Genomic DNA, 21,162 nt, shown 5'->3' with positions numbered 1-21,162 from the left:
GTTGACACCCTCGCGATATCATGAAATAATGAATGTCACAAAAAAACGGAACACGATACATTCAGGAGGTCAACAAATATGAAAGAAGTACAACCAATCAGAAATAAACGCAATATCAACAAAATGAAACGCGCCCTACACGGTCGTAATAAATTGCTTTTCGTTTTAGGAATTAATTTAGGTCTGCGAATCTCGGATCTGCTTTCGTTAAAAGCGTCGGACATTTATACGCCTAGCGGCCGTTTTAAGTCTCATATCGAATTGATCGAGGCCAAAACGAAAAAACGCCGCAAATTGACGATCAGCGACGCAGTTAAAAAAGAGATCAAAGATGCAGGAATTAAGGGATATAGCGAAGAATACCTGTTTCCTTCACGCAAGGGATCGAAGCCGATCGGACGCGTACAGGCTTATCGAATTCTTAACGATGCTGCGGATCGCGCAGGATTAAGCGAGATCGGTACGCATACACTACGTAAAACATTCGGTTACCACGCATATAAAGGCGGCGTCGATATTGCGACATTGCAACGCATTTTCAATCATTCGAGCGAAAAAATTACGCTACATTATATTGGAATCACGCAAGATACAATCGACGAAGTGTATAACACGGTTTCACTATCGTTGTAATAGAAAAAGCGCTACCCACGACGGGCGGCGCTTTATTTGCGTTTATCTCTTCATAATATAGGTACGACTAGCTACGAATTAATTGTATACATCGTGTAAACTATTCTATTTACCCAGCAATCTCGGGCTTTTATGTATATTGTATTATTTAAATAATAATCCATGTGACGTTGGTGTAACATGGCTAGACGTCACACTAACTAGAACTATTAATAAACGATAGCTAGTATATAAATATATCTGATCGTAATAAATTACTCTCAGGGATTACGCAGCAAGTACATAAATGAGGCAAGAAAGGCCGACTAGACTGCGTATATTAAGTAATAAAAGATAATGGGCGATAGATTATGCGTTAATTACGATAGAAAAGAATGCGCTAGAAAATACGATATATCTCTTAAATTCCTCATATTCGCTTGTATGACGTTTTATGCACTAGGAATACGATAGGTCTCGAAATGTAGTTAATATCGCTAATTTAGCTAGTTGCGTAATTATAAACGATAGATATGCGTATTTGATCGTTAGGAAGTCGATAGGATCATAAAAAGAGGATTTTCGGTAGGAAGCCGTCGGGATCGTTGGGATTCGATAGGATTTCACAAATTATATTGAAGTAGGTTGTGTGTATGAGATCGGAAGGTGCTGCGCTAGGATCAACGCCCTGAGTTAAAAATGGTGCGCGCTTTTTGAGAACCATTGCTGCGGGGGTGGTCGCCCGTGGGCTTGGGGGGATTCGAAAATTTTCGATTTGGGATTCGGTTTTTTGAATGTGATATTCAATTAGATGAATAAAGAATGCAACAGAATGATATTTTGTTACTTTCAAACTTCTCTTTTAAACGTTGATTTAAAAGCATTCGAAAGACTTTCACAATCAATTTAATTCGATAAAAGTTTTATGCACAAAAAGAAACGTTGATTTAATGCCATTCTTTTAACGCAAGAATTTTCAATCGAATGCATAAAAGAATGAATAAAACTTTCGACTCTTCTTTTCAACCCCCTGAGTTTTGAAGTTCTTCTTTCTCAGCGAAGTTTGTTGATGAATTCAATCGCAAATACTTTTCGATAAACATTCGATAACACAACGCACACACTACTAATATATCTATGCGCACATATACCGCCATACTATATCATGTCGTACCGTAGTGCACCGTACACCTACCACTATATAACTGTATGCACTATCGACATATGCAGTACACACAACGTACATTATTATTCGTATGAGATATCTATTATACGTAAACGTACGTACACATACCGCCTATTACTACCGACCTATATACGCCTTGTTATATACCGCCCTGTATATAGCGCTATAAACGTACAGAAATCGACTATATATACCGCTCTATTTAACGTACATTATGCGTGTTGGTAACGTATATCTACCGCACATTTAAATAGTTTACATTGACGTGTATCTATCGCCATTCGATCGAAGTAGTTATGTATTAATTAACGCTACATTTGTCGTTATATTTAGCGATACATTTATCGAAAAATTACATATAAAGCATGTCTTCTATTGTACGTACATACGTTAATAGAATGTAAGCACAAATGAAACGGCAGTGATATCGTACATTTGTCGATTGTTTATCGAACATATACCGCACACTTATACGTATATATATAGCGAATAAATATGATTAAATCGGCTTATAATAATAGTATCAATCACGCCGTTTCTTGCAATTTAAAAATATCATTGAAATGTTCGTCATATCAATGTTATAATAAATATGTGCTTGAGAGAGTACAATACTTTCGAAAGGAGGTTACGAAGTGGATATCGTGTTACACTTCATATCGACATACGGATTTGATATCGCTAAATACTTACTACCGTTCATTGCAGTCAAGTGGGAATTTGAGTACATAAACGAAGATGGTAAGAAAAAGCGTAGATTCAAAATCGCTAGTCGATTCTCAAGAAAGTAAAATAGCGTAGGGCGTGTGACAGCACGCTCTATCTATTACTTAATTATAACACGAAATATTCACGAATATACTATGAAAAAGAATCGAAATATAACATTCCTAATCGTATTCGCATTCATATTTATGTGCGTAGCGAAAGCATTCGGAAACCTATACGTCGCATCATTCGGCGTAATTTTCGCCTTATCAGTAGCCGCAGCGATAATCACCGATATGGTAAAGAGGGAACGCAAGGCATAAAAACAAGGCGAATAATAGCACGAATCATAAAAGGCGGCGATCTGTCAAGAGATCCCCGCCTTTTTTATTTATATTTACGCCTTCCGTCTCACATGAAACGACTTAATGACGCCCATGTGTACGTATTGCCCTAGTGCCGTAAATAATGCGCCCACTGTTCTACAATGCTTACGTTTGAATGAGTCCATACTTACGCCCGTATATGCGCTATGTCCTTCGATGTATAGTCGCTTACCGTCCGTTACAATCTTACAGATATCTAAATCATTGCGCCCTCTCACTCTATAAGCAGGGGGGCGCTCCATCTAATTACTACCCTATCGCCGATTTTCGGTTGTCCTTTAATCATTATTAGTTACCGCCCTTCTCTACTAGGTTTAACTCGTAATCGTCACGATCGTATATCTCGACTAACGACGCAGGTTTGTCGTTTCTATAGCGGAAACTACCAGTTCCCATATTAATTAAGTAGTTATCGTTACATACGATATAGTAGCTAGATCGTATTGATCCCGTATGTCGCAGCGATACAATGTTACCGCCTCGTATAGTTCTCGTTCTCTCTTTACTATTTACTTTTACTTTTACTTTTACTTTCATTATTTAGCGCCTCCGATCGGCGTTAACGATAGTTTATATTTATCTTTCGGAAATACCTCGAATGCGATTGCTTCGCCGATACTCGACTGATCCGATAGTATATAACCGCTCGACTTCGAATCCCCACGCCATTTAATCGATACGATGTCGCCAACCGTAGGTATAAATTGTTTTACCTGTACGTCTAATCCCATATATAACGCCTCATTTCAATTGTATTTTTGCTTACATGTACATAAACGCAGCCGCAGCAGGTCAAAAAGAAAAAGAGCGCCGTTAAGCGCTCCTATAATAAGTCATGTATTCGCTTTGTATGTCTTCGTTACCATTACGGCGCAGCCCAGTCTTTCCGAAGTTACAGAAAGGGCGCAACGCCTTAATTAAGTATGTCTCGTAAATCTCTCTATGACTAATCTTGTTAACGTACATATAGTCGATACGATGTGCCGTACCATTTGCGATTAACTCACGTAATCGTTCGTTAGAACTCGCATGATTTATATGTTGTCCTGTCCGTTTTAATAAGTCGTTTGATATGCCGACATATAACGGATTGCTGAACTTATCATAGAATACATATACACCGCCTACATATTGTAGATCCGCGATCGCTCTCATATCGCTTTTTAGGTGTTTTACGAACACACTTTTTCGTACGCTAGGCGGTTGTATTGCGATCATGCCGTCGTCGTATTCGTTATTTCGTAGTTTCTCTTTAAATTCCGCAGCCTTTTCGAATTCAGCTTTTAAGATCTCCTTACGTTCCTGATCCGATACCACGTATCGCCCTTCTTCGTTGATCTTACGCTTTAATCTCGTGATCGTTTCCGAAGGCGTCGCCGTAGCGCAATCGTCGATCGTCGTAATGTTATCGAAGTGCTTCCAGTACATAAGAATAAGTAGTCTATCGTTGATCCTCGTAGCAGGATATTTTCGCAGTATATATTCGACTTTCGATTTTTTCGTTTGTAATTTCCCCATTTCCGCCCACCTCTTAGAATGTTATTTTGTTATTTGGTCGCAGCATTCCGCCAACGTGTATCGATGTATCTTTAAATAAGTCCTTACGCCAGTCGCCTTCATATCGTACGATCCTAACGTACCTTTTTCGATTTTCTTCGGATCGCCTACATTTACCTTTACGCCCTTTTTAATTGCTTCGTTCATGTTCGTTAGTGCGTCCGCGATTTTCTTCGCATCTACTTCTATCTTTACAGGTACATTTATATTGATTTCGCCTTTGATCGGCTCTAGGTGGTTAATTGCTACCGTAGTCGATGCGAATGTTTTCGGGTTATAAATAACCGCCAGTTTATCGTGCTTGCGCTTGTCCGTCTTATTATCGATCACTCGCAGGATCTCGACCATATCGCCGCGTACGTGTCGTTCTACATCTTCGTGATCGTCGAATGTATAGTCACCGCCGCGCTCTACCATTTCGAATGAGATCTTTAATATTGCCTTGTCGCCTGTTTTGAACATATATAACGCCCTCCTATTAAAAAGAAGCCCTATTCGGCGTCCCTTTTATTGTGTAATTAATACATACATAAGGATCGCGGCCATTGTGGCCAATACCGCATATCCTCGTATCAGTCGTTTCTTTACATTTGGCATTATTCTTCTTCGCCTTCTTCTTCTTCATAGGTTACGACGAATTTATCACCACGTAAGCCAGCTTTATACGCAGCTTCCATCATGTCGGGAATATCTAAAACGAAGTCTAGATCACGCTCTAGATTTGCGTCTTCGGGACATTCGTGTAGATCGCCGATACTAATGTCGCAGATCCCTTTCGGCATTTCCATTTCTACATGTGATCCGCTCCACATTCCGCCTTCTGTATGTCTTACTACGATCTTAAATTCTTGTTCATTAAGCGTCGTTCGGATCAATTCTTGCGAATCTAGTTCGATTACGTCGTACGTGCCTTTCCGATTGCTCGTTTGTCCCATCGAACGACCTAAGAAACTACGATTTAAAAATGCCGCTTGTCCTTTTGCGCCCGTCAATAATTGCCCTGTCTCTTTGCTTACCGCGATATAGATTTTACTCATATATCCGCCTCCTTATCGTTTGTGCTTACATGTACATAAACGCAAAAAAGACGCCCTACGCGGCGTCCCTTGTCTCGATCTTCCATAATTCATTATGTATGTGATTCGCAATATCATCGAACCATGCAGCGGTACATTTACGATTTTCAAATAGATCATATACACGCTCTAGCAATTTCATGTACTTTTCGATCATTTTACGTTACCTCCTTCGATTAATCTCACGTTAGTAATTTCGTCGTGTCCGTCGCAGAATGTAACTTCGATCTTATCGCCTACCTCTAATGTACGAACGACCTCGAAGATGTCGTCTTCATATAACACTACGTCGCCGTTTTCGTTTTCCGCCCAGACTTCGGAATCTGTATGATTTAATGCGGATACTGTATATTGTTCTTTCGTAAAATTGCCGTCATATACGTCCGTATTTGCGCAACCTCCGATCGTTAGGACAATGATTGCAGCAGTTGTCAATTTCGTGATTTTCTTTAACATATGATCGACCACTTTCGATTTAATAGAATATTTTACGAACCGCACGTCTTTTGATCGCTCTAGGCGTATATCGTTTCCACGGTTTCAATTTGTAGAATAAGTCGTACGGCATCGGAACGAAGATAACGTCAGGTTGTGCCGCAGCTTCTTGCATCGGTGCGGTCAATTCGATTGAGCCGCCGTGTATGTCATTCTCTACTTGAATCTCTTTCAATAGATCCAGTACATACTCGTTTGTATATTGCGCATAACCGCCGTGATAACGCGTATTTAGTTTCGTTGTGATCTCAGATACTAAAAGCTCGTCGTTTTCCTGTAATAGCGCGCCAACACTTTGTTTTACTCGCTCTTTCTTCATAGTGACCGCTCTCCTTTTGTTATTTCGCATGTTGCTTAATTAAATAAGCGATATGATATCTTGAAGATGTCGATAAAAAGTTAGAACCTACATTAAAGAGGCTCTAACTACTTGCTTATTACTGACTTCTACCCACAATTTAAATGGTTGGGTATTACTATATACTTCGACTATATTAACACCGTCATCGAGTCGATAATCTCCATCGATCGGGTTACTATTTACACGAATGTTTTCCCAGTCGCATAAGTTAGCGTATTCGGCTTTCGTTAGATCAAGATAGTTAGCTTTAAGAACTTTTCGTACGTGCGGCTTTCTTCTGAAATACGCGAGTAACTGTCCTAGTGTCATTACGCAGCTACCTTTGATCGTGTGATCTTGCTAGATTGCGTCGCCTTGCGGTACGCCTCGTTCTCGCTCGCTAACTTTGCGTCTTTACGCTTATTTACGCTATCCTCTTCGTACGGGCGCAGAATACGTCGTGTAGGTTTGCGATAGTTAATATCGTCAGCACCAACCGTTCTACATGCGCGTTGTACATCTACCGTAATTTCTCCACGACTGATGATGCGGTTTTTTGCCTGATTGTCCGTCATTACTGGGTACTCTTCTAAAGTCATTTTATCGACGCGTGTATCGCCCTCTAGCGATTCGTATAGAATATGATCCGCTAGATATTCAAGTACGCCGATCATTTTATTTTTATCGTTGCGTAGTCGTACGTCCGCAGGCGGTTTTCCGACCTGTTTAATGTATTGATCCGTTAAGAATTCCACCGCAGCCATACGATCATGAATCGGTAGCATTAGATCAACTAGTTTGCGAGCCTCTTCGACGAAGACCGTTTTAAAGTCGCCGACAAACATTCTCGTGAAATTGAGTTTATATTCTTCGATGTTAGTAATTTGCTTTTCCATATGTAGCCCTCCTAGTAATCCCACGCCGTATATACAGCGGCGATCTTTTTTAATGCAGCTTTTGTATTACGGCTTGTCGTAGACTTATCGACGCCCATAATTTGCGCAGTTTCTATGTTTGATAGATCTCTACCGAATCGAAGATCCATGCAGCGTGCTTGTAAGTCCGTTAATTCCGCCTGATAGATTGCGTTTTCTAGATCCGCCAGTAGATCGATTGCAGCCGTATCGCCTCGTGATTCCGCAGCAGATCGTATGTTATGTTGTTGTTCTAGTAACGCCTCGACGCCCGCTACCGTGCGAAGCTCGAAACGTACTTCTAATCGTTTCGTTGCCGCTTGTTTATCGAAGTTAGATACGCCCATATCGCATAGCCTCCCTACGTGAAATAGTCTTCATATCCTGATTGATCTTCTTCATAAATTCGCGCCATGACTTATCGGCCGCAATACGGCGCTTTTCTTTTCTATCAATATCGATCAAGATTGCGTCTAGTTGTTGTACGAGCTGAATTAAGCCGTCGTTATTGTAAATCTCGTAATCTACCTCGAATTTATCGATCGCCGTTTCCGTTTCATGATAGAAGTCTTCTTCTTTGAACTCGTCGCCCGCATCGATAATACGTTGCTTTCTGATCTCGTCGTCTACGTTTACACGAATGATATATGTGCCCTGTTCTCGCAACGAATCGATTTCATTTTGTTGTCGTACGTCCGTGATAACCACGTTATGGCCTGTTGATCGTAAGAAGTCAATCTTCGGTTGTAGTCGTTTGATCCAAACTAATGCATCATGTTTGCGCTCTTCTTGCCCTTCGTGTTGCAACAATGCACGACGCTTTCCACCTTCTTGCTTTCCGTACTTGCGATCCACCTGCTTTTTCAGCTCGTCCGCATATGCACCACGTTGGAAACCTCCGCGACGATCCTTCGCCATTAATCGGGCGATCGTATCTTTTCCCGTTCGCATCTTGCCCGCGATGCCGATTAGTACTGTGTTTTTCATGATTCCTTACCACCTTCCACGATCTGATTAATGCCGTATCGAATGCCTAACGCAAACATACCCGCACCCAGCCATACAAATAATCTATCTACCATCATCTTTTTCATTTCTTCGCCTCTTTTCGTTGTTTTGCCTTACAAGTACATAAACGCAGCAGCAGCGTCATATCGGCATTTAGGCAAATAAAAAAGAGCGAAGGCATATAGCCCTCACTCTCGTATATATCCCGTTACATATTTCACACCGAACAAAGACGTCGCCGCTTCGCTAGATCCGCGAAACATATCAAACGTATTGCCCTGTATTGCGCCGCCGCGATCCTCGCACACATAAGTACCGTCTAGATCGGGAATTTCGATCTTTGTACCGAACTTATATTGCGGTGGACATGCGAGCGTACGACCTTGTGTGTAGTCCGTTCCGCTTGCCGTCTTTCCTTCGCAGCCGCTGCAATCAGCGCCGTACGCCGTAACTCTCATATCTATTTTGCGCCCACCATTCTTATTTTCGGACGGCTTCGCCTCTTCGGATTGATCCTTTTCTTTCGGAACTTCCTTCGGTAGCTCTACCTTCTTCGACTTATTAACGGTGGACGCTCGTAACTTTTTTAAGCGTTCGACCTCGCTCGTCAGGTGTTCGATCGTTTCCGATTTGGTGCGATCTTCGAGTTTCGTCTTTTCGTGATTCTCTTTTTCGACCGCTAGATCCCATTGCGCTTGGCCTAGATCATTTTCTAGATTGTTAATGCGCTTGTATAGATCGAATGTCTCGTCTTCTAGCTTTTTGCGATCACCCTTCGCCTTATTGTGCGCAACTTTTTCGCGTGCTAGATCATTTTCGAGTGCTTCGATCTTCGCGTCAGACGATCGCATCTTATCGATAGATACCGTCATGCCGACGAATAGCAGCATAAAACCGAATATCAGTAACAGAAATTTGATTTTCCTCATTACGACATCAATCCTTCTTTGATTGCCTTACGCACGCCGCGGAAATACTCGACCTGATTGTCGATCGTAATGTTTAGCTCTTTTTTCAAACCATTTAAGAAGTTCTTTGATCCTTTGAGCGGAAAGATATTGCCGAATGCTACAACCTTCTCACGACCTGTTTTAAGTTCGATCAGGTGAAAGCCTTTCGGGTTTGTTGGTGCGACTCTCAATTCGCAGGGAATCGGCTTCGCTTTTGGCCTTTCGTTTGTTTGTGGTTGCATTAAAATTCCTCCCAGTTATAGAAATGTTTACGGCAAACGCTTCGATATTCTTCGTCGCCGATCAGTACTTCGTCTCCCTCTTTTGCGGGATTCCCGTCTACAAAACGTAAGTTCATCGTAGCTTTGCGGTCGCAGCATTGACACAATCCCTTAATTTCGGAAATGTCGTCCGCTAGTGCGAATAGTTCCGCAGATCCTTCGAATAACTCGCCTTTGAAGTTCGTTTTTAGTCCGTAGCAGATTACAGGAATGTTAAGGCCGTCAACGATCGCGACCGCTAACGTTTCGATAACTCGCTTCGTAAAGAACTGACATTCATCTATTAGAATTACGTCAGGCCGTTCGAATACCGCTGATCGATAGATTTGTTCGGCGTCGTCGATATGTACCGACGTAGCTTCGTGCCCTAGTCCTGTACGACTTACGACGCGATCTTTGCCGTACCTGTTATCGATATTTGGTGTAAATATCAATACACGACGTCCCGATCTTTCGTAGGTGTCCGCAGTCTTTAGAAGTTCTAGCGACTTCCCCGCCGCCATTGTTCCCAGTTTTGCGTATAATTTCGAACTCATATATCGCCCTCCTTCCGTTTTGCTTACAAGTACATAAACGCAAAAAAAGACGCCCATAGGCGTCCTTCGTCGTCGTTCTATTCTTTTTCGTTAAGTTGTCGTAGCTCTATTAATGTAGCCTCTTTTAATTCGATTACTACCGCCATGAACATAAACACTGCGGCAGTTAGTCCGCCTGATACTAGAAATACTATTCCGTTAAAAATACCGTCTTCCGCGTAATCAGTCGACAAAAAGCTCATTAGTGCGAATATGCCGAAGAGAACCGCAGTAACTAGAGCGGCCAGCCTAAAGATTACCGTGATAGACGATCGTACGGTTTGTTGTAAATTCATATATAATAACATCCAAATTTAATTATCCACGAACATCATTACACAACTTGCGTAACTAATCAAGTAATTGAGCACTAAAAAGACGCCCTATTCGGCGTCCTTCGTTTGTTCTTCTACTAATTTCTTATACCTATCGATAGACATTTGATGAAATTCCGCAGACGTATACGAAGTCTTATCAATCATTGCCTCGATCGATTTAACCAATTCACCTGATGCGATCACTAGATCCATATTATCGGATTGCGACGCAACTAGTCGAGCATGTGCCGCCATTTCTACTAATACGTTGATCTCTAATGTAGTTGTAAGTTTTACCATAACAAAACCCCCATATAGACTTATTTTTAAATATTACGCAACTTGAGTAATATTTAAAAATTAATCGATCGCTTCGATCTCTTCTAATGATCTTTACGATATCCCTAAATTTTCAATTATTAGTGATAAGATGTCCACATTTACCTCTAATCGCGCTCCTATTACAGTATTTGTTGGGATTACAAATAAATTCAACTGTTCCATTGTGATAACTACATCTTATTAATTTGTTGAGCTAACCATATAACGATATCGCATGTATGTCAATAATAATTTTTAAACGTTGCAACAATGCGAATAAATGTGATAAAATGAGTGCATATTAATAGGATATCGATATTATCGGGGGTTATATAGATGAACAACTTAAAGTATGTGAATTTCCACAACGCCACGAAAGACGATCCGCGTTGGGAAAAAGCTAAATACAAGGATTTCGAGCCACTACATCGAACAAATACAGGTACAGGCATACGATTCGTATTACGTGAATATCTAGAAAAGATAGGTTTATCACAACGATCTCTAGCCGAACTAAGCGGATTAAATCAGCCGACTGTAAATGACATTTGTGAGAATAGAGCGTTACTACTAAACGTTACACATCTTGTGCGTATATGCAGCGTACTGGGTTGTAACATCACTGATATTATGGTTACAGTACCGATACAGAATACGGAATACACGGAAAGCGATAGCATTCACAATCTACGACAAAAAGAAAAGGCGACTCATTAATTTGAGCGCCTATTTTTTATTTGCTTTTTATGATAATCGATCAGCCATGCCGCCGTACTTACCGTTCGCGGATCGTGGTACGGCAGGTCGAATCCCGATGCGGTTTCCGTCGTGAATCCTTCGAACTCTTTCGTCATATCAGCGGCCTTTGCTTCCGCAGGATATTCCGCATGTAGTCGCCCTAGCTCCATCGCCCAACGATCGTAGGTGTGATCGTCTATGATATTTGTATTGTATTGATAGTAAATGCACGAATGTACTAAGATCTGATGACGTCTTTGCGTAATATTATCGCGAATAGCTTCGTTCATATTCTCGTAGACCTTTCGTATAGCTCTTTCCATAAACTCGTATATGCGACATGTAAATTTCCGTCTAACATATCGTAAAAGCAGCATGGCATTTCCGAAGTATCATGTCCTAGTAGGTGCGCCATTTTATAGCATTTAAATACCTTCTTATCGCGCGTTAAATTCGATTTATAGCCTAATTGGTTTATGTGTAGATCTATATACCCGTATGTCTGATCCGTGAAATCTTCGACACTTACTGATCCGCCAGACCAACCGTGACGACATTCGTTACAAGACGTATTGATCGGTGTACTGAATCTACATTGCGATAAGACTTAGATCAGCTCGCCGACTGTTTTCGCATGTGTTAGCTTAATCATCTTCGGCCACCTCTTCAATACTAAACTTTTCCCACGCTTCCTCGTTGCGCTCTAGGCCATGATATAGCGCGTCTTCTAGTCTTCGCGCAGATACATCGCCCGTGAATTTGATTACGAATGTTTTTTCTTTAGACATCGAATCGCTCTCCTTTATCGAATTTGCAATCTTTCACGAGATATGGCTTCACACCTCGATACCACCATTCAAAATTGATAGGTCGGCGTACCGTACAATCGATTACTTTCGTTGGTCGTTGCCCTCGCCATTGCTTGCCATGGATCGATTGTCCTACGCTGATCGCTTCGAGCTTTACGTTTTTACGAATGAACACTAGATCCTCGTCGTATTCGTTGTATAGCTTGTTAGCCTCGTCCCTCTCTTCGGGCGTGTCATAAATTACCAACACGTATCGAGGTTTAATTTGTAGATCCTTTTTCATACTATCGCCTCCTACATACATAAACGCCATTAAACAACAAAAAGACGAGATCCGAAGACCTCGTCTTTTAACTCTCATTATTTTTTAGAACATCATACCCGCAACCGCAGCGCTTAATAAATTCGCTAGCAGCCCGCCGATCAATGCTAGGAATCCCAGTCGCGCTACGTCCTTACGAATAGAAGGCGCTAACGCTCCGATTGACCCTAGTAAGATCGCGATTACTGAGAAGTTAGCGAACCCGCACAATGCGAATGTAACTACTAGCATCGCTTTCGGTGACATTGTGACGTCAACTAAATGCCCGAATGCTACGAATTCATTAAGTACCGTCTTTTGGCCGATGAATGATGCGGCTTGCATAATTTCGCCACTAGGCACGCCGATAAGCCACGCCAACGGCGCGAATAAGTAACCTAGAATTAACTCGATCGTTAATCCTTCAATGCCGAATAGCGAACCGATTCCGCCTAGAATACCGTTAGCGAATGCTACGATTGCGATAAACGCCATTAACATAGCAGCTACGGAAACTACGATTTGAATACCCTCTTGCGCGCCCTTCGCCATTGCGTCGAACATGTTCGCAGATTCTTCATCTTTAACTAGATTTACGTCTTTGATTTGCGACTCTTCCGTAGTTGGCATAATAATCTTCGCGATTAGTAATGCCGCAGGAATCGCCATAACCGCAGCCGTAAGTAAGTAGTTTAACGGAATGCCTAGCGCAGCGTATCCGACTAGGATAGAACCCGCCACCGACGCTAGCGCCGACGTCATGATCGTGAATAACTCAGTTTTGTTTAGCTTCGTAAGATACGGCTTAATTAAGATCGGCGCTTCTGATGCGCCTAACGCTACGCAGCCGATCGCATTAACGCCCTCTAGCTTTGATACACCCATTAATTTCGAAATGATTGTGCCGAAGAAGTTAACGATTCGTTGCATGATCCCGAAGTAGTATAGTAACGATACTAGCGAACTAATAAACACGATAACCATTAACGCATGGAAGAAGAATACGAAGTTCCCTGTCGCTAGATCACCGAATACGAATTCGATACCACCCTTCGAATAATCCATGAAGTGTTGAACGCCGTTACTAGCGCCTTCTAACGCAGCGATCCCGATGTCCGATTTCATAACGAACGCAGCGAAGCCGATCAACATTGCCAGCCCAACGCCTACCGTCTGTAATTTAATATTTTTGCGATCCTTTGATAATAAGAATGCGATCGCTAGAATTCCGATAATGCCTAAGATCCCTCTAATCATTCTGTTACCTCCTGATTATCTATTTGTTTGTCTTCGAAAAATCCGCTTCTTTTATGATGCGTTTCGCAGGCGTGTACGGTAACGACGCCGCTCATTGTTAGAACAACGCCGCTACATACCGCAGGCTTTCCGCAGGCTTTCCGCACTCTTTACCTCTGGCTACAGCTTCGCAGTTCATGCGGGCAACCTCCCGATTTTAATTAGTGCGTCCTTAACGATCTGTACGACTTTCTTTTTGTCTTCTTCGTTATTGACGTACTCTAGCTCGGCAACATTAATTTTGATCTTCGGTGAAATATCGTACTTCTCGTACCATTTCGTATATTTTGCGTAAAGGCGATCCCAGTAGCCGCGCTCTACTTCACTTTCAAGGCCGCGATTACGCTTCGCAATTCGTTTCATGGCCGTATCTACGTCACAATCTAGATAGATTAGTAATGTAGGTGCTTGCGCATGTTCTAGCATTGAATCTAGTAGCGTATCGTATGTGTGGAATTCTTCCCACGTCATGCCCTCGCCGCCGTCTTCGAGATCTTCCGCTAACATTTCCGCGAAGATACGATCGCCGAAGATCGAGCGATCTAAGATGCCGCCGCCTGTACGATGGATCTCTTTAATTTGTGCGAATCGCGTATTAAGGAAGTGGATTTGCGTCGTAAACGCCCATCGCGTTTTCTTTGCGTAGAAACGATCGAGCAGGTTTAGAGTGTCCCGACTTCCGATTTCTTCGTATAGTTTGATGCCTAGTTCTTTCTCTATTAATTTCGCTAGCGTCGTCTTACCAACGCCTACGATTCCGTCGCATACTATCACATTCTTTTCCCCCTTGTTCATATTAGAAACCCCTCTTCTCGATGATCTTTTTCTCTACTAGATGCGTCAGAACTACCGCGCAGGCGTCCGATTCATCGTCAGATATAAAGATAAAATCATCGCTTAAATTTAGATAGCGACGTACGGACTTCTCTACCTCATCCTTATCCGCCTTGCCGTCGCCCGTCATTACGCGTTTGATAGTAGTAGGTGAAATTTCTTCGATCGCATAATCGCGAAGTACAAGGTCGCTGATCCCAACGACTTTAAATAGTGCTTGCGTAGTTTGTGCGAATCTACTAAACCCTTTTTCACGAATAATCGTATCGAATGGCGCGAATTCTATTGATACCTTTTTTAATTCCGTTGCGATTACGTGTAGTCGTTGGCCGTGTCGTTGCCTCGGATTCGTTTTAATTCGGAATTTGTGAACAAGATCTAGCTTCCCGCCTTCTAGATCGATGATCGCCACGCCCGCGCTCGCTAAAGAAAGATCGAGTCCTAAAAATCGGCGTCGCATTGCGCGTCGTCACCTTTCCAATTTCCCTCGATATAGCGCCATGCCTCTAACACGCTATTTTTCTTCCATTGCGGCATACGGGATCTTGAAATACGTTTGACTTGCTCGCCTATTTCCGCGTATTCTTCGGCCGTTAGCGAAGATACAGTCGCCTCTTTATATGAGTTGAACGTAAATTTTGTAATATCGAACTTCGGCGGCTTGTTATTCTCTACGCAATCTAGCACATGCTTGAACTTATCGAGAATTTGCGTTTGTGTCTCACGATCGAATTTGATTTCGAAAGCCCTGATATCGGGGTTTGCTACGTAGTCCTCTTCGCTCATGATCCAAGCCTTTTTCGATAGGTTGCCGTACAGGACGATACCTCGGCTGATGTGCATGTTTTTGAATAGCATTGAGTACGTGATCGATTGCATTTTATGATCCTCGCCGACTTCCTTCATAGAGTAGAATCCAGTTTGCGCGGACGTCGTTTGCTTCGACTTAACTTCGAGCAGTACTAGTTCGCCTGTTTTCGTATCTACTAAGATGCCGTCACATTGACCTAAGATCGATACAATTTGTCCGTTATGCTCTACGTGCTCGATCGTTTGGCTAAATTTTTCCCACGCAGGATAACGCTTGCCGTTGACTTCGACATAGTACGGAACGAACGGCGGATCTTCACCGAATTCACGTTTCCAGTGTTTCTCGATGAATAATAGATCGCGTTGGACCATATCGCCGAAGGCCGTACCCATTCGAGTCCAACGTCCCTGATGCGGTCGCCCAGTGTGTTGATCGCGAGCAGCGCCCGAATGTTTCATGTACAATTCGCGGCTATCGCTATTCGTACTCGATGGCGTAAAGTACTTCGTGCCCTTCTTACCCCACGGTAAGCGCTTCTTGTTAGTCGTACGAATTTCGTATTCCCAATAATGGATCTGTGCGTCTAGCTCGTCGTCCCAAACCTCTTTATGGCCGTGCCACTTATCGAGCATTTCGATAAATCGATTTGCGACTTCGCTATCACCGCCACGCTTCGGTAGTTCTGAGATATCTTTCTTCGCCTTAGGTGCGCCTTTCTTTTTCGCCGTCCCTAAAACGTCTACGGGTGTAAATAATTCCACCTTATCGCCTCCTATATAGTTGTCATGGATCGTTCGTGCCTTACAAGTACATAAACGCAGTCCGACACATACACTAGGCGATATGTCAAGTTTATTTTTGCGCACAAAAAAGAGCGACACTATGTCGCCCTATGCGATGTTCAGATATTCGTTTACACCTTCGAACGTATGAAACTCTACGCCGCTATGCAGTTTCCTCGCTTGCATTCCGTCCAATTCATGCGAAGAGATATCTACGATAAACGTTTCGCCGTCTTTCAGTTTATTAACGTAGAACCAACGTGCATCTACGTGCGACTTCGTCTGTATTACCGCCACGATCTCGCTACCTTTCTTGATATTAAAGTCTTTAATTCCGTAAAATTTCATCATGTTATTTTGCCACCTTTTCGAATGTGAATGCGTCATAATATGTTGCACCTGATCCAATCATTTCTACGGCTTTATCGTCCGTAATTTCTACCTCAGTACAACCATACTTCTTTCCTAGTTCCGTCTCGCAGCCGATCACGTTATCGAAGAATCTTGCCGCCTTGTCTTCGTCACTTGCTCCGACTACACCCGCTAGGAAAATGTTACCTAGATCGAAGATTGCGTAATACTTCGGCTCGATCTCGCCTTCGGCTAGTAATTTATGTCTTCTTTCGTTAAATGCGTTTGTAACTTCCATTGATATAACAAACTTATCATCATTTTATATTTTAATCCCGCACCTTAGTCGTCACATCCGAGGTTAAGCTCGTAGATTGGCTGTTTTGTTTTCTTGTCTATTATATTTCACCGATACCTACGTCATGTCGACAATAAATAAATAAATAAATAAATAGAGCGACCATATGCCGCCCTATTCCGATCTATATTAACCGACTGTTACGAAGCCGCGTTCTTTAATTTCTTGCCATTGTTTCGTAGGAAATCGTTTCGTAATTTGTTGCGTACAGTTTGGTGCTCCGATCTCGATAATGATGATCGTGTCATGCAGCGCAACGGGACGTAGCCCGAAGTTATCCACAACGAATGTACGTTTAACTACGTTTCGTTCACTTATAATTCGATTGATTGCGTATTCTCTCATGCCTTGTAACCCCCGTTGTACTTAACGAACTTATCGTTTAATACGACCTGTCCTATCCCTTCGTCTAGCTGAATTACTAGAATGCGTTCACCTTCGTTACCTTCGATCTTCATGCCTTTGTTTTCTTTGACTACGTTTTGTAAGTACGCTTCGATGATCGTCCCTTTTTCGTTATGGAATCGATTGTTTTTATCTCGTACCTTTACACGCTTACCTACTAGATCGATTTCCTTCGGTGTTTTTACCTTCGCATACTTAGGGCTGAATTTGTTCGGACGCTCTTCGCTATCGATAATTATATTCGAAATGTGAGCGCGCGGGATCTTGCGTTCTTCGATCTCCTGTAGTTGCGATTTCAGTACGCCGATCGTAGCTTCGATATCGTTCATCGCTCTATGTGCGCCCTCTAATTTAACGCCGCGACGTTTTGCCGTAGGACCTAAACTTGCGCTTTCATTCGGATTTAAGAAACGCTCGATTGATCGTGTGCATAGGAAATGTTCGTGATTAATACCGAACTTCGATAGATACGCAGAATCGAACGGCAGGTAGTGCGCTACTAACGTGCTATTACCGATAAACGCGTTAAGTACGATCATCATTTGTAATTCGTGTACGCCATTTGTTAGCATGTGCTCACGTAGATCTGTGTTATCGATCAGGAAGTCAGGTAGCTTTTTACCTTCGTGTAATTTTACGTACATATGTAGGCGTCCTAGTTCTTGCTTTAGATCCGTACGAATTGCGGCCACTTCTACGACCTGTTCCGTATTGTAATCGAGTCCCGTCGTCTCGAAGTCGAATACCGTAAATACCTCTTTCGCAGGTGCTTCCGCTAGTACATTTTCGTAGTTATATAGTGTTGTCATTATTTCTTTTCCTCCAATCCTTTGATGTTGATCCCTAATGTAATAGACGCAGCGACTAGAAAGATCGTATCGAGTACGAACCAAACCACGCTACCTTTCACAAACGCCGATATATATGCGAAGATCGCGAACGATACGACGTAGAACACGTCCCACTTTATGCCGCTAAATGGCGCGTACGTCTTGCCGTCTAGCTTTTCGGAAATCTTTTCACCTAACTTTGTACGCGGTGTGTAACTAAACTTTCTCTTAAACATTTACATCAATCCTCTCAAATGAATTAAGGCGATCAGCCTTACACGTACATAAACGCAGGTCGATCGCCTTTTCGGTTAACTTATGCAGATTTCGGTTGTTGTGTTTCGAAGTCCCAGTCGTCGGGATCGTATTCAGCACCCCATACAGTCTCGATTACTGTATCGGATTTCAGCGGTAGAGATAGTTCTACGGATTTCGTCATGATCTCCGTAATAAGATCGCAGTTTTCTTTCGTTAGATCCTTCGCAGGTACTTCGACCTTTACTTCATCGTGAATACTTGCGTTTAGATACCAACCGCGCTTAACGCATTCTTCGTATAATCGAATCATATTGATCTTTAGAATGTCCGCGCCCGTACCTTGAATTACTGAGTTAAAGCTAGCACGTTCCCAGTACGATACAAGGTTTCGCATTTCCGCCAGTGGCTTGATCTTTTCTTCGAGCTGATCGAGTCTTTCTTGCAGGTGCTTCGCTTTTGATTTCACATATTGGCTGCGTACTCGCTTACGTTCGATGTACAGATCCATTAGTTTGCGCTCATTACGTCGAACTAGTTTCGAGTACTCAGCAAGATACGGGAATCGGCGTTTTCGTCCGTACAATGTCTCACTATAGCCGTGATCGTACGCGAATTTACGCTTATCACGAACCATTTGTATAAAAGATGGAAACGCCGTATCGAATTTCTCATAGAACATGTCGCCCACTTCACGAGATACGCCCATCGTCGTACAGAAATTATCGACTTTCTGATCGTATGATTTCGCTAGTACGCCCGTTTTCATCATTGTGCGAGGTTGGAAACGTCCTGTAGGATCGTACGCTTTATCGACGCAGTACTTTTCTTCTAGATTGAAAACCATCATCGCCATTGTCGTATATAGGTCGCGACCTTCTAGGAAGATTGATCGCAGCGAGTTATCGCCGTACACTATCCACATGATATGTGCCATGATTCGCGGCTCTATTTGCGATAGATCGGCCGCTAGATAGAACCAACCTTCTTTCGGCTTAAACGCGCCACGTACTCGCTTACCTTCTTTCGATCTTGCGGGAATGTTTTGCAGGTTTGATCCCTTCGATACTTTATCGTCATTCTGTACAAGTTTCTTTACTATATCGATGTAATTGCTATCGTTAACGTCGATAGGAAATGCCGCCATATTATCACCCTTCTTTCGTTTATTTGGATATAAAAAGAACGCCCGAAGGCGTCCTATTCGTTATTTATCTAATCGGTGCTCTACTGATACGACTAACTTAACTAGTGCATTGTTTGCGACCTTATCGCGACCATTAACCGTTACTGTAGCGCTATATCGATCATCGTCAGCGAAGTTAAATCGATCCTGATGTCTGACTACGCCGATATCCCCTTCTTTTAATCGACCGAGGCAATTGTCGATAACTCGTACGACATCGCCCTCTTTTAGTTCGCCGTATTTGCGTCCTAAATCTTCGAAAATCTTGCGTTCTTTTTTCGCAGCAGCTTCTTTCTTCGCCTTCTTAACTTCTTCTTCAGTAGCCTTGCGAATGTTATATGATTGCTTTCCGCCTGTTTTACCTTCTAAATTCATTACGTCGTAGTGATCGTTACCGTTGACTTTCGTAATTTCTAGCACTTCCCCGATCGGGTAGTTGCAGCCGTCAACACTTACAACGTAATCACCTTCGTTGTACTTAACTGTTTGCGCATCACGGATCTCTTTCGCCGTTGTGTTTCGTACGTTTTCTAAGAACTTATACCCGCTCTCCTTACCGTCTACACTTTTAACATGGATGCCGCTAGCACTTGGAATCCCCGTTACGATTACAACTTCACCTACTTTAAACTTCGGATTTCCGTGACTGTTCGTTACGACTAGATATGATCCAACTTCCGTTTTGATTAGAGACGCTTCGTACTCTTCGATCTCCTTCGGCGTCATGATCTCGAAATCGAACGCATGAATTGAGAACGTAAAACCGTTTTCGCTCATTTTCGCATTAATCGCTTCTTCTTCCGTAACGACTTCGACTTCTTGACATCGCGCCCACTCTGACAATGCCTTTTTCGGATTATGTAGCGGCGCTACTTTGATCGGGCAGTTACTCTCTTTCGTTTCCTGATAAACTACGACTACAATGTCGCCAGTCTCGAAATCATCGCCGAACTGACTACCTTTTGTAATTCGCACGAATGCGCCTACTTCTAATTCGTTAATTGCTTTTCTATGTCTTGCGGCTTTGATCTCCGCAACTTCGCTTTCTGATAGCTTCCTAGCAAACTTCTCGATAATTACCGCTTCGCGCCCATCTTCCTTCTTAACTCGAATCGGGAAGTGCTTCGTTTCGTCATATCCGACTACCTCCACGACCTCACCCATAGTTAGTAATACGTCCACTTGATGTGAATCTACTCGTACGAAATCGCCTGTTTTGAATGGAGACTCGATAAGTCCGATTACCTCGAATGTGTTTTTGTGGAAATATGCGATACTACGCTCGCGTTCGCTTGTTCTTACGTCAGGTGCGTATCCCATTAACTTGCCGTTTTCATACCAAAATACGAAACCGCCGTGATCGATATTTTTAATCTTGTGCGTTTCCATCGCTAAAAGCGCTAAACCGCCCGATACCTTTTGTCCGATTTTGAATGTGTTTGTCATAATTAATTACCTCGTTTCAATTGTTTGTTAAGGT

Annotated in this window: 36 protein-coding genes; 4 read left to right on the top strand and 32 right to left on the bottom strand. The window is 42.6% G+C overall.

The genetic code is table 11. The annotated features are described in order from the left end of the window. The first annotated feature begins 78 nt into the window (after positions 1 to 78). From GBN91_RS27455 to GBN91_RS29070, 3 genes are all read left to right on the top strand, one after another. Positions 79 to 633: a tyrosine-type recombinase/integrase gene (locus GBN91_RS27455; RefSeq protein WP_061655961.1), complete on the top strand. Its 555-nt coding sequence runs from the start codon at positions 79 to 81 to the stop codon at positions 631 to 633. A 1,800-nt stretch (positions 634 to 2,433) separates the two neighbouring features. Next, the gene (locus GBN91_RS29075) at positions 2,434 to 2,589 is read left to right on the top strand and encodes a hypothetical protein (protein ID WP_154695902.1); all 156 of its coding nucleotides are present in this window, start codon (positions 2,434 to 2,436) and stop codon (positions 2,587 to 2,589) included. A gap of 72 nt (positions 2,590 to 2,661) precedes the next feature. Then, on the top strand, positions 2,662 to 2,829 hold the full coding sequence (locus GBN91_RS29070; protein ID WP_193222134.1) for a hypothetical protein: 168 nt from the start codon (positions 2,662 to 2,664) through the stop codon (positions 2,827 to 2,829). Positions 2,830 to 2,903: 74 nt separating this feature from the next. On the opposite strand, the gene GBN91_RS27450 is transcribed toward GBN91_RS29070, so the two are convergent. The 18 genes from GBN91_RS27450 to GBN91_RS27375 form a co-directional block, all read right to left on the bottom strand. Further along, entirely contained in the window at positions 2,904 to 3,134 is a 231-nt protein-coding gene (locus GBN91_RS27450) for a hypothetical protein (RefSeq protein WP_098605623.1), read from the bottom strand. A 46-nt stretch (positions 3,135 to 3,180) separates the two neighbouring features. Further along, the gene (locus tag GBN91_RS27445) at positions 3,181 to 3,429 is read right to left on the bottom strand and encodes a hypothetical protein (protein ID WP_152122762.1); all 249 of its coding nucleotides are present in this window, start codon (positions 3,427 to 3,429) and stop codon (positions 3,181 to 3,183) included. Beyond that, on the bottom strand, positions 3,429 to 3,623 hold the full coding sequence (locus GBN91_RS27440; protein ID WP_061655128.1) for a hypothetical protein: 195 nt from the start codon (positions 3,621 to 3,623) through the stop codon (positions 3,429 to 3,431). The genes GBN91_RS27445 and GBN91_RS27440 overlap by 1 nt, the downstream gene beginning before the upstream one ends. Positions 3,624 to 3,705: 82 nt before the next feature. After that, positions 3,706 to 4,410: a nucleotide excision repair endonuclease gene (locus GBN91_RS27435; protein WP_061655127.1), complete on the bottom strand. Its 705-nt coding sequence runs from the start codon at positions 4,408 to 4,410 to the stop codon at positions 3,706 to 3,708. 21 nt (positions 4,411 to 4,431) lie between these two features. Continuing rightward, entirely contained in the window at positions 4,432 to 4,911 is a 480-nt protein-coding gene (locus GBN91_RS27430) for a hypothetical protein (protein WP_061655126.1), read from the bottom strand. 134 nt (positions 4,912 to 5,045) lie between these two features. Beyond that, positions 5,046 to 5,486, bottom strand: a complete 441-nt coding sequence (locus GBN91_RS27425) for a hypothetical protein (RefSeq protein WP_061655125.1) — start codon at positions 5,484 to 5,486, stop codon at positions 5,046 to 5,048. A gap of 55 nt (positions 5,487 to 5,541) precedes the next feature. Continuing rightward, positions 5,542 to 5,682: a hypothetical protein gene (locus GBN91_RS29065; RefSeq protein ID WP_154695881.1), complete on the bottom strand. Its 141-nt coding sequence runs from the start codon at positions 5,680 to 5,682 to the stop codon at positions 5,542 to 5,544. Continuing rightward, complete coding sequence (locus GBN91_RS27420) at positions 5,679 to 5,981, bottom strand: hypothetical protein (RefSeq protein WP_061655124.1); 303 nt, start codon at positions 5,979 to 5,981, stop codon at positions 5,679 to 5,681. The genes GBN91_RS29065 and GBN91_RS27420 overlap by 4 nt, the downstream gene beginning before the upstream one ends. Before the next feature lie 19 nt (positions 5,982 to 6,000). After that, a complete protein-coding gene (locus tag GBN91_RS27415; RefSeq protein WP_061655123.1) occupies positions 6,001 to 6,339 on the bottom strand; it encodes a hypothetical protein in 339 nt (112 codons plus the stop codon). 87 nt (positions 6,340 to 6,426) lie between these two features. Further along, positions 6,427 to 6,690: a hypothetical protein gene (locus GBN91_RS27410; RefSeq protein WP_061655122.1), complete on the bottom strand. Its 264-nt coding sequence runs from the start codon at positions 6,688 to 6,690 to the stop codon at positions 6,427 to 6,429. Next, the gene (locus GBN91_RS27405; protein ID WP_061655121.1) at positions 6,690 to 7,256 is read right to left on the bottom strand and encodes a hypothetical protein; all 567 of its coding nucleotides are present in this window, start codon (positions 7,254 to 7,256) and stop codon (positions 6,690 to 6,692) included. The genes GBN91_RS27410 and GBN91_RS27405 overlap by 1 nt, the downstream gene beginning before the upstream one ends. 11 nt (positions 7,257 to 7,267) lie before the next feature. Further along, complete coding sequence (locus GBN91_RS27400; protein WP_061655120.1) at positions 7,268 to 7,621, bottom strand: sigma factor-like helix-turn-helix DNA-binding protein; 354 nt, start codon at positions 7,619 to 7,621, stop codon at positions 7,268 to 7,270. After that, on the bottom strand, positions 7,608 to 8,261 hold the full coding sequence (locus GBN91_RS27395) for a deoxynucleotide monophosphate kinase family protein (protein ID WP_061655119.1): 654 nt from the start codon (positions 8,259 to 8,261) through the stop codon (positions 7,608 to 7,610). The genes GBN91_RS27400 and GBN91_RS27395 overlap by 14 nt, the downstream gene beginning before the upstream one ends. A 209-nt stretch (positions 8,262 to 8,470) precedes the next feature. After that, on the bottom strand, positions 8,471 to 9,211 hold the full coding sequence (locus tag GBN91_RS27390; protein ID WP_152122760.1) for a 3D domain-containing protein: 741 nt from the start codon (positions 9,209 to 9,211) through the stop codon (positions 8,471 to 8,473). After that, a complete protein-coding gene (locus GBN91_RS27385) occupies positions 9,211 to 9,474 on the bottom strand; it encodes a hypothetical protein (protein WP_098605635.1) in 264 nt (87 codons plus the stop codon). Before GBN91_RS27385 ends, GBN91_RS27390 begins: the two co-directional genes overlap by 1 nt. Further along, positions 9,474 to 10,049: a thymidine kinase gene (locus GBN91_RS27380; RefSeq protein ID WP_061655116.1), complete on the bottom strand. Its 576-nt coding sequence runs from the start codon at positions 10,047 to 10,049 to the stop codon at positions 9,474 to 9,476. Before GBN91_RS27380 ends, GBN91_RS27385 begins: the two co-directional genes overlap by 1 nt. Positions 10,050 to 10,126: 77 nt before the next feature. After that, positions 10,127 to 10,282: a hypothetical protein gene (locus GBN91_RS29060; protein WP_193222133.1), complete on the bottom strand. Its 156-nt coding sequence runs from the start codon at positions 10,280 to 10,282 to the stop codon at positions 10,127 to 10,129. Positions 10,283 to 10,471: 189 nt separating this feature from the next. Continuing rightward, complete coding sequence (locus tag GBN91_RS27375) at positions 10,472 to 10,705, bottom strand: hypothetical protein (protein WP_061655114.1); 234 nt, start codon at positions 10,703 to 10,705, stop codon at positions 10,472 to 10,474. A 357-nt stretch (positions 10,706 to 11,062) separates the two neighbouring features. Between GBN91_RS27375 and GBN91_RS27370 the strand changes: the two genes are divergently transcribed. Beyond that, the gene (locus GBN91_RS27370; protein ID WP_061655113.1) at positions 11,063 to 11,443 is read left to right on the top strand and encodes a helix-turn-helix domain-containing protein; all 381 of its coding nucleotides are present in this window, start codon (positions 11,063 to 11,065) and stop codon (positions 11,441 to 11,443) included. On the opposite strand, the gene GBN91_RS27365 is transcribed toward GBN91_RS27370, so the two are convergent. From GBN91_RS27365 to GBN91_RS27310, 14 genes are all read right to left on the bottom strand, one after another. Further along, on the bottom strand, positions 11,440 to 11,754 hold the full coding sequence (locus tag GBN91_RS27365) for a DNA ligase LigA-related protein (protein WP_152122758.1): 315 nt from the start codon (positions 11,752 to 11,754) through the stop codon (positions 11,440 to 11,442). The genes GBN91_RS27370 and GBN91_RS27365 overlap by 4 nt on opposite strands. A 354-nt stretch (positions 11,755 to 12,108) precedes the next feature. Beyond that, on the bottom strand, positions 12,109 to 12,252 hold the full coding sequence (locus GBN91_RS29055) for a hypothetical protein (RefSeq protein ID WP_172793962.1): 144 nt from the start codon (positions 12,250 to 12,252) through the stop codon (positions 12,109 to 12,111). Beyond that, on the bottom strand, positions 12,245 to 12,556 hold the full coding sequence (locus tag GBN91_RS27360; RefSeq protein WP_061655112.1) for a hypothetical protein: 312 nt from the start codon (positions 12,554 to 12,556) through the stop codon (positions 12,245 to 12,247). The genes GBN91_RS29055 and GBN91_RS27360 overlap by 8 nt, the downstream gene beginning before the upstream one ends. Before the next feature lie 84 nt (positions 12,557 to 12,640). Further along, on the bottom strand, positions 12,641 to 13,831 hold the full coding sequence (locus GBN91_RS27355) for a NupC/NupG family nucleoside CNT transporter (RefSeq protein ID WP_061655111.1): 1,191 nt from the start codon (positions 13,829 to 13,831) through the stop codon (positions 12,641 to 12,643). Then, positions 13,828 to 13,977: a hypothetical protein gene (locus tag GBN91_RS29050; RefSeq protein WP_193222132.1), complete on the bottom strand. Its 150-nt coding sequence runs from the start codon at positions 13,975 to 13,977 to the stop codon at positions 13,828 to 13,830. The genes GBN91_RS27355 and GBN91_RS29050 overlap by 4 nt, the downstream gene beginning before the upstream one ends. Before the next feature lie 28 nt (positions 13,978 to 14,005). Further along, entirely contained in the window at positions 14,006 to 14,665 is a 660-nt protein-coding gene (locus GBN91_RS27350; RefSeq protein ID WP_061655110.1) for a deoxynucleoside kinase, read from the bottom strand. A gap of 1 nt (position 14,666) precedes the next feature. Then, positions 14,667 to 15,164 carry a crossover junction endodeoxyribonuclease RuvC gene (locus GBN91_RS27345; RefSeq protein WP_098877697.1) on the bottom strand — a complete coding sequence of 166 codons (498 nt, stop codon included), beginning with the start codon at positions 15,162 to 15,164 and terminating at the stop codon, positions 14,667 to 14,669. Beyond that, a complete protein-coding gene (locus GBN91_RS27340; protein ID WP_061655108.1) occupies positions 15,146 to 16,276 on the bottom strand; it encodes a hypothetical protein in 1,131 nt (376 codons plus the stop codon). The genes GBN91_RS27345 and GBN91_RS27340 overlap by 19 nt, the downstream gene beginning before the upstream one ends. A gap of 129 nt (positions 16,277 to 16,405) precedes the next feature. Continuing rightward, a complete protein-coding gene (locus GBN91_RS27335; protein WP_152122756.1) occupies positions 16,406 to 16,594 on the bottom strand; it encodes a hypothetical protein in 189 nt (62 codons plus the stop codon). A 55-nt stretch (positions 16,595 to 16,649) separates the two neighbouring features. After that, positions 16,650 to 16,946 (bottom strand): hypothetical protein, encoded by a 297-nt coding sequence (locus GBN91_RS27330; RefSeq protein ID WP_061655106.1) that lies wholly within the window; start codon positions 16,944 to 16,946, stop codon positions 16,650 to 16,652. A gap of 189 nt (positions 16,947 to 17,135) precedes the next feature. Next, positions 17,136 to 17,351, bottom strand: coding sequence for a hypothetical protein (locus tag GBN91_RS27325; RefSeq protein WP_061655105.1), 216 nt, complete (start codon positions 17,349 to 17,351; stop codon positions 17,136 to 17,138). Next, positions 17,348 to 18,304 (bottom strand): 3'-5' exonuclease, encoded by a 957-nt coding sequence (locus GBN91_RS27320; protein ID WP_226800213.1) that lies wholly within the window; start codon positions 18,302 to 18,304, stop codon positions 17,348 to 17,350. Before GBN91_RS27320 ends, GBN91_RS27325 begins: the two co-directional genes overlap by 4 nt. Positions 18,305 to 18,557: 253 nt before the next feature. Continuing rightward, positions 18,558 to 19,643: a DNA polymerase gene (locus GBN91_RS27315; protein WP_061655102.1), complete on the bottom strand. Its 1,086-nt coding sequence runs from the start codon at positions 19,641 to 19,643 to the stop codon at positions 18,558 to 18,560. A gap of 60 nt (positions 19,644 to 19,703) precedes the next feature. Then, complete coding sequence (locus GBN91_RS27310; RefSeq protein ID WP_152122754.1) at positions 19,704 to 21,128, bottom strand: hypothetical protein; 1,425 nt, start codon at positions 21,126 to 21,128, stop codon at positions 19,704 to 19,706. Positions 21,129 to 21,162 lie beyond the last annotated feature (34 nt).

Source organism: Bacillus sp. B1-WWTP-T-0.5-Post-4 (assembly GCF_009183795.1).
Lineage (GTDB): Bacteria > Bacillota > Bacilli > Bacillales > Bacillaceae_G > Bacillus_A > Bacillus_A cereus.
The sequence above is the reverse complement of the archived record's forward strand: the minus strand, read 5'-3'. Positions and strand labels throughout refer to the sequence as shown.

Coding starts and splice junctions, on each gene's coding strand:
- GBN91_RS27455 (WP_061655961.1), top strand. CDS start 79: ATGAAAGAAGTACAACCAATCAGAAATAAACGCAATATCAACAAAATG.
- GBN91_RS29070 (WP_193222134.1), top strand. CDS start 2,662: ATGAAAAAGAATCGAAATATAACATTCCTAATCGTATTCGCATTCATA.
- GBN91_RS27450 (WP_098605623.1), bottom strand. CDS start 3,134: ATGGAGCGCCCCCCTGCTTATAGAGTGAGAGGGCGCAATGATTTAGAT.
- GBN91_RS27445 (WP_152122762.1), bottom strand. CDS start 3,429: ATGAAAGTAAAAGTAAAAGTAAAAGTAAATAGTAAAGAGAGAACGAGA.
- GBN91_RS27440 (WP_061655128.1), bottom strand. CDS start 3,623: ATGGGATTAGACGTACAGGTAAAACAATTTATACCTACGGTTGGCGAC.
- GBN91_RS27435 (WP_061655127.1), bottom strand. CDS start 4,410: ATGGGGAAATTACAAACGAAAAAATCGAAAGTCGAATATATACTGCGA.
- GBN91_RS27430 (WP_061655126.1), bottom strand. CDS start 4,911: ATGTTCAAAACAGGCGACAAGGCAATATTAAAGATCTCATTCGAAATG.
- GBN91_RS27425 (WP_061655125.1), bottom strand. CDS start 5,486: ATGAGTAAAATCTATATCGCGGTAAGCAAAGAGACAGGGCAATTATTG.
- GBN91_RS29065 (WP_154695881.1), bottom strand. CDS start 5,682: ATGATCGAAAAGTACATGAAATTGCTAGAGCGTGTATATGATCTATTT.
- GBN91_RS27420 (WP_061655124.1), bottom strand. CDS start 5,981: ATGTTAAAGAAAATCACGAAATTGACAACTGCTGCAATCATTGTCCTA.
- GBN91_RS27415 (WP_061655123.1), bottom strand. CDS start 6,339: ATGAAGAAAGAGCGAGTAAAACAAAGTGTTGGCGCGCTATTACAGGAA.
- GBN91_RS27410 (WP_061655122.1), bottom strand. CDS start 6,690: ATGACACTAGGACAGTTACTCGCGTATTTCAGAAGAAAGCCGCACGTA.
- GBN91_RS27405 (WP_061655121.1), bottom strand. CDS start 7,256: ATGGAAAAGCAAATTACTAACATCGAAGAATATAAACTCAATTTCACG.
- GBN91_RS27400 (WP_061655120.1), bottom strand. CDS start 7,621: ATGGGCGTATCTAACTTCGATAAACAAGCGGCAACGAAACGATTAGAA.
- GBN91_RS27395 (WP_061655119.1), bottom strand. CDS start 8,261: ATGAAAAACACAGTACTAATCGGCATCGCGGGCAAGATGCGAACGGGA.
- GBN91_RS27390 (WP_152122760.1), bottom strand. CDS start 9,211: ATGAGGAAAATCAAATTTCTGTTACTGATATTCGGTTTTATGCTGCTA.
- GBN91_RS27385 (WP_098605635.1), bottom strand. CDS start 9,474: ATGCAACCACAAACAAACGAAAGGCCAAAAGCGAAGCCGATTCCCTGC.
- GBN91_RS27380 (WP_061655116.1), bottom strand. CDS start 10,049: ATGAGTTCGAAATTATACGCAAAACTGGGAACAATGGCGGCGGGGAAG.
- GBN91_RS27375 (WP_061655114.1), bottom strand. CDS start 10,705: ATGGTAAAACTTACAACTACATTAGAGATCAACGTATTAGTAGAAATG.
- GBN91_RS27370 (WP_061655113.1), top strand. CDS start 11,063: ATGAACAACTTAAAGTATGTGAATTTCCACAACGCCACGAAAGACGAT.
- GBN91_RS27365 (WP_152122758.1), bottom strand. CDS start 11,754: ATGAACGAAGCTATTCGCGATAATATTACGCAAAGACGTCATCAGATC.
- GBN91_RS29055 (WP_172793962.1), bottom strand. CDS start 12,252: ATGTCTAAAGAAAAAACATTCGTAATCAAATTCACGGGCGATGTATCT.
- GBN91_RS27360 (WP_061655112.1), bottom strand. CDS start 12,556: ATGAAAAAGGATCTACAAATTAAACCTCGATACGTGTTGGTAATTTAT.
- GBN91_RS27355 (WP_061655111.1), bottom strand. CDS start 13,831: ATGATTAGAGGGATCTTAGGCATTATCGGAATTCTAGCGATCGCATTC.
- GBN91_RS27350 (WP_061655110.1), bottom strand. CDS start 14,665: ATGAACAAGGGGGAAAAGAATGTGATAGTATGCGACGGAATCGTAGGC.
- GBN91_RS27345 (WP_098877697.1), bottom strand. CDS start 15,164: ATGCGACGCCGATTTTTAGGACTCGATCTTTCTTTAGCGAGCGCGGGC.
- GBN91_RS27330 (WP_061655106.1), bottom strand. CDS start 16,946: ATGGAAGTTACAAACGCATTTAACGAAAGAAGACATAAATTACTAGCC.
- GBN91_RS27325 (WP_061655105.1), bottom strand. CDS start 17,351: ATGAGAGAATACGCAATCAATCGAATTATAAGTGAACGAAACGTAGTT.
- GBN91_RS27315 (WP_061655102.1), bottom strand. CDS start 19,643: ATGGCGGCATTTCCTATCGACGTTAACGATAGCAATTACATCGATATA.
- GBN91_RS27310 (WP_152122754.1), bottom strand. CDS start 21,128: ATGACAAACACATTCAAAATCGGACAAAAGGTATCGGGCGGTTTAGCG.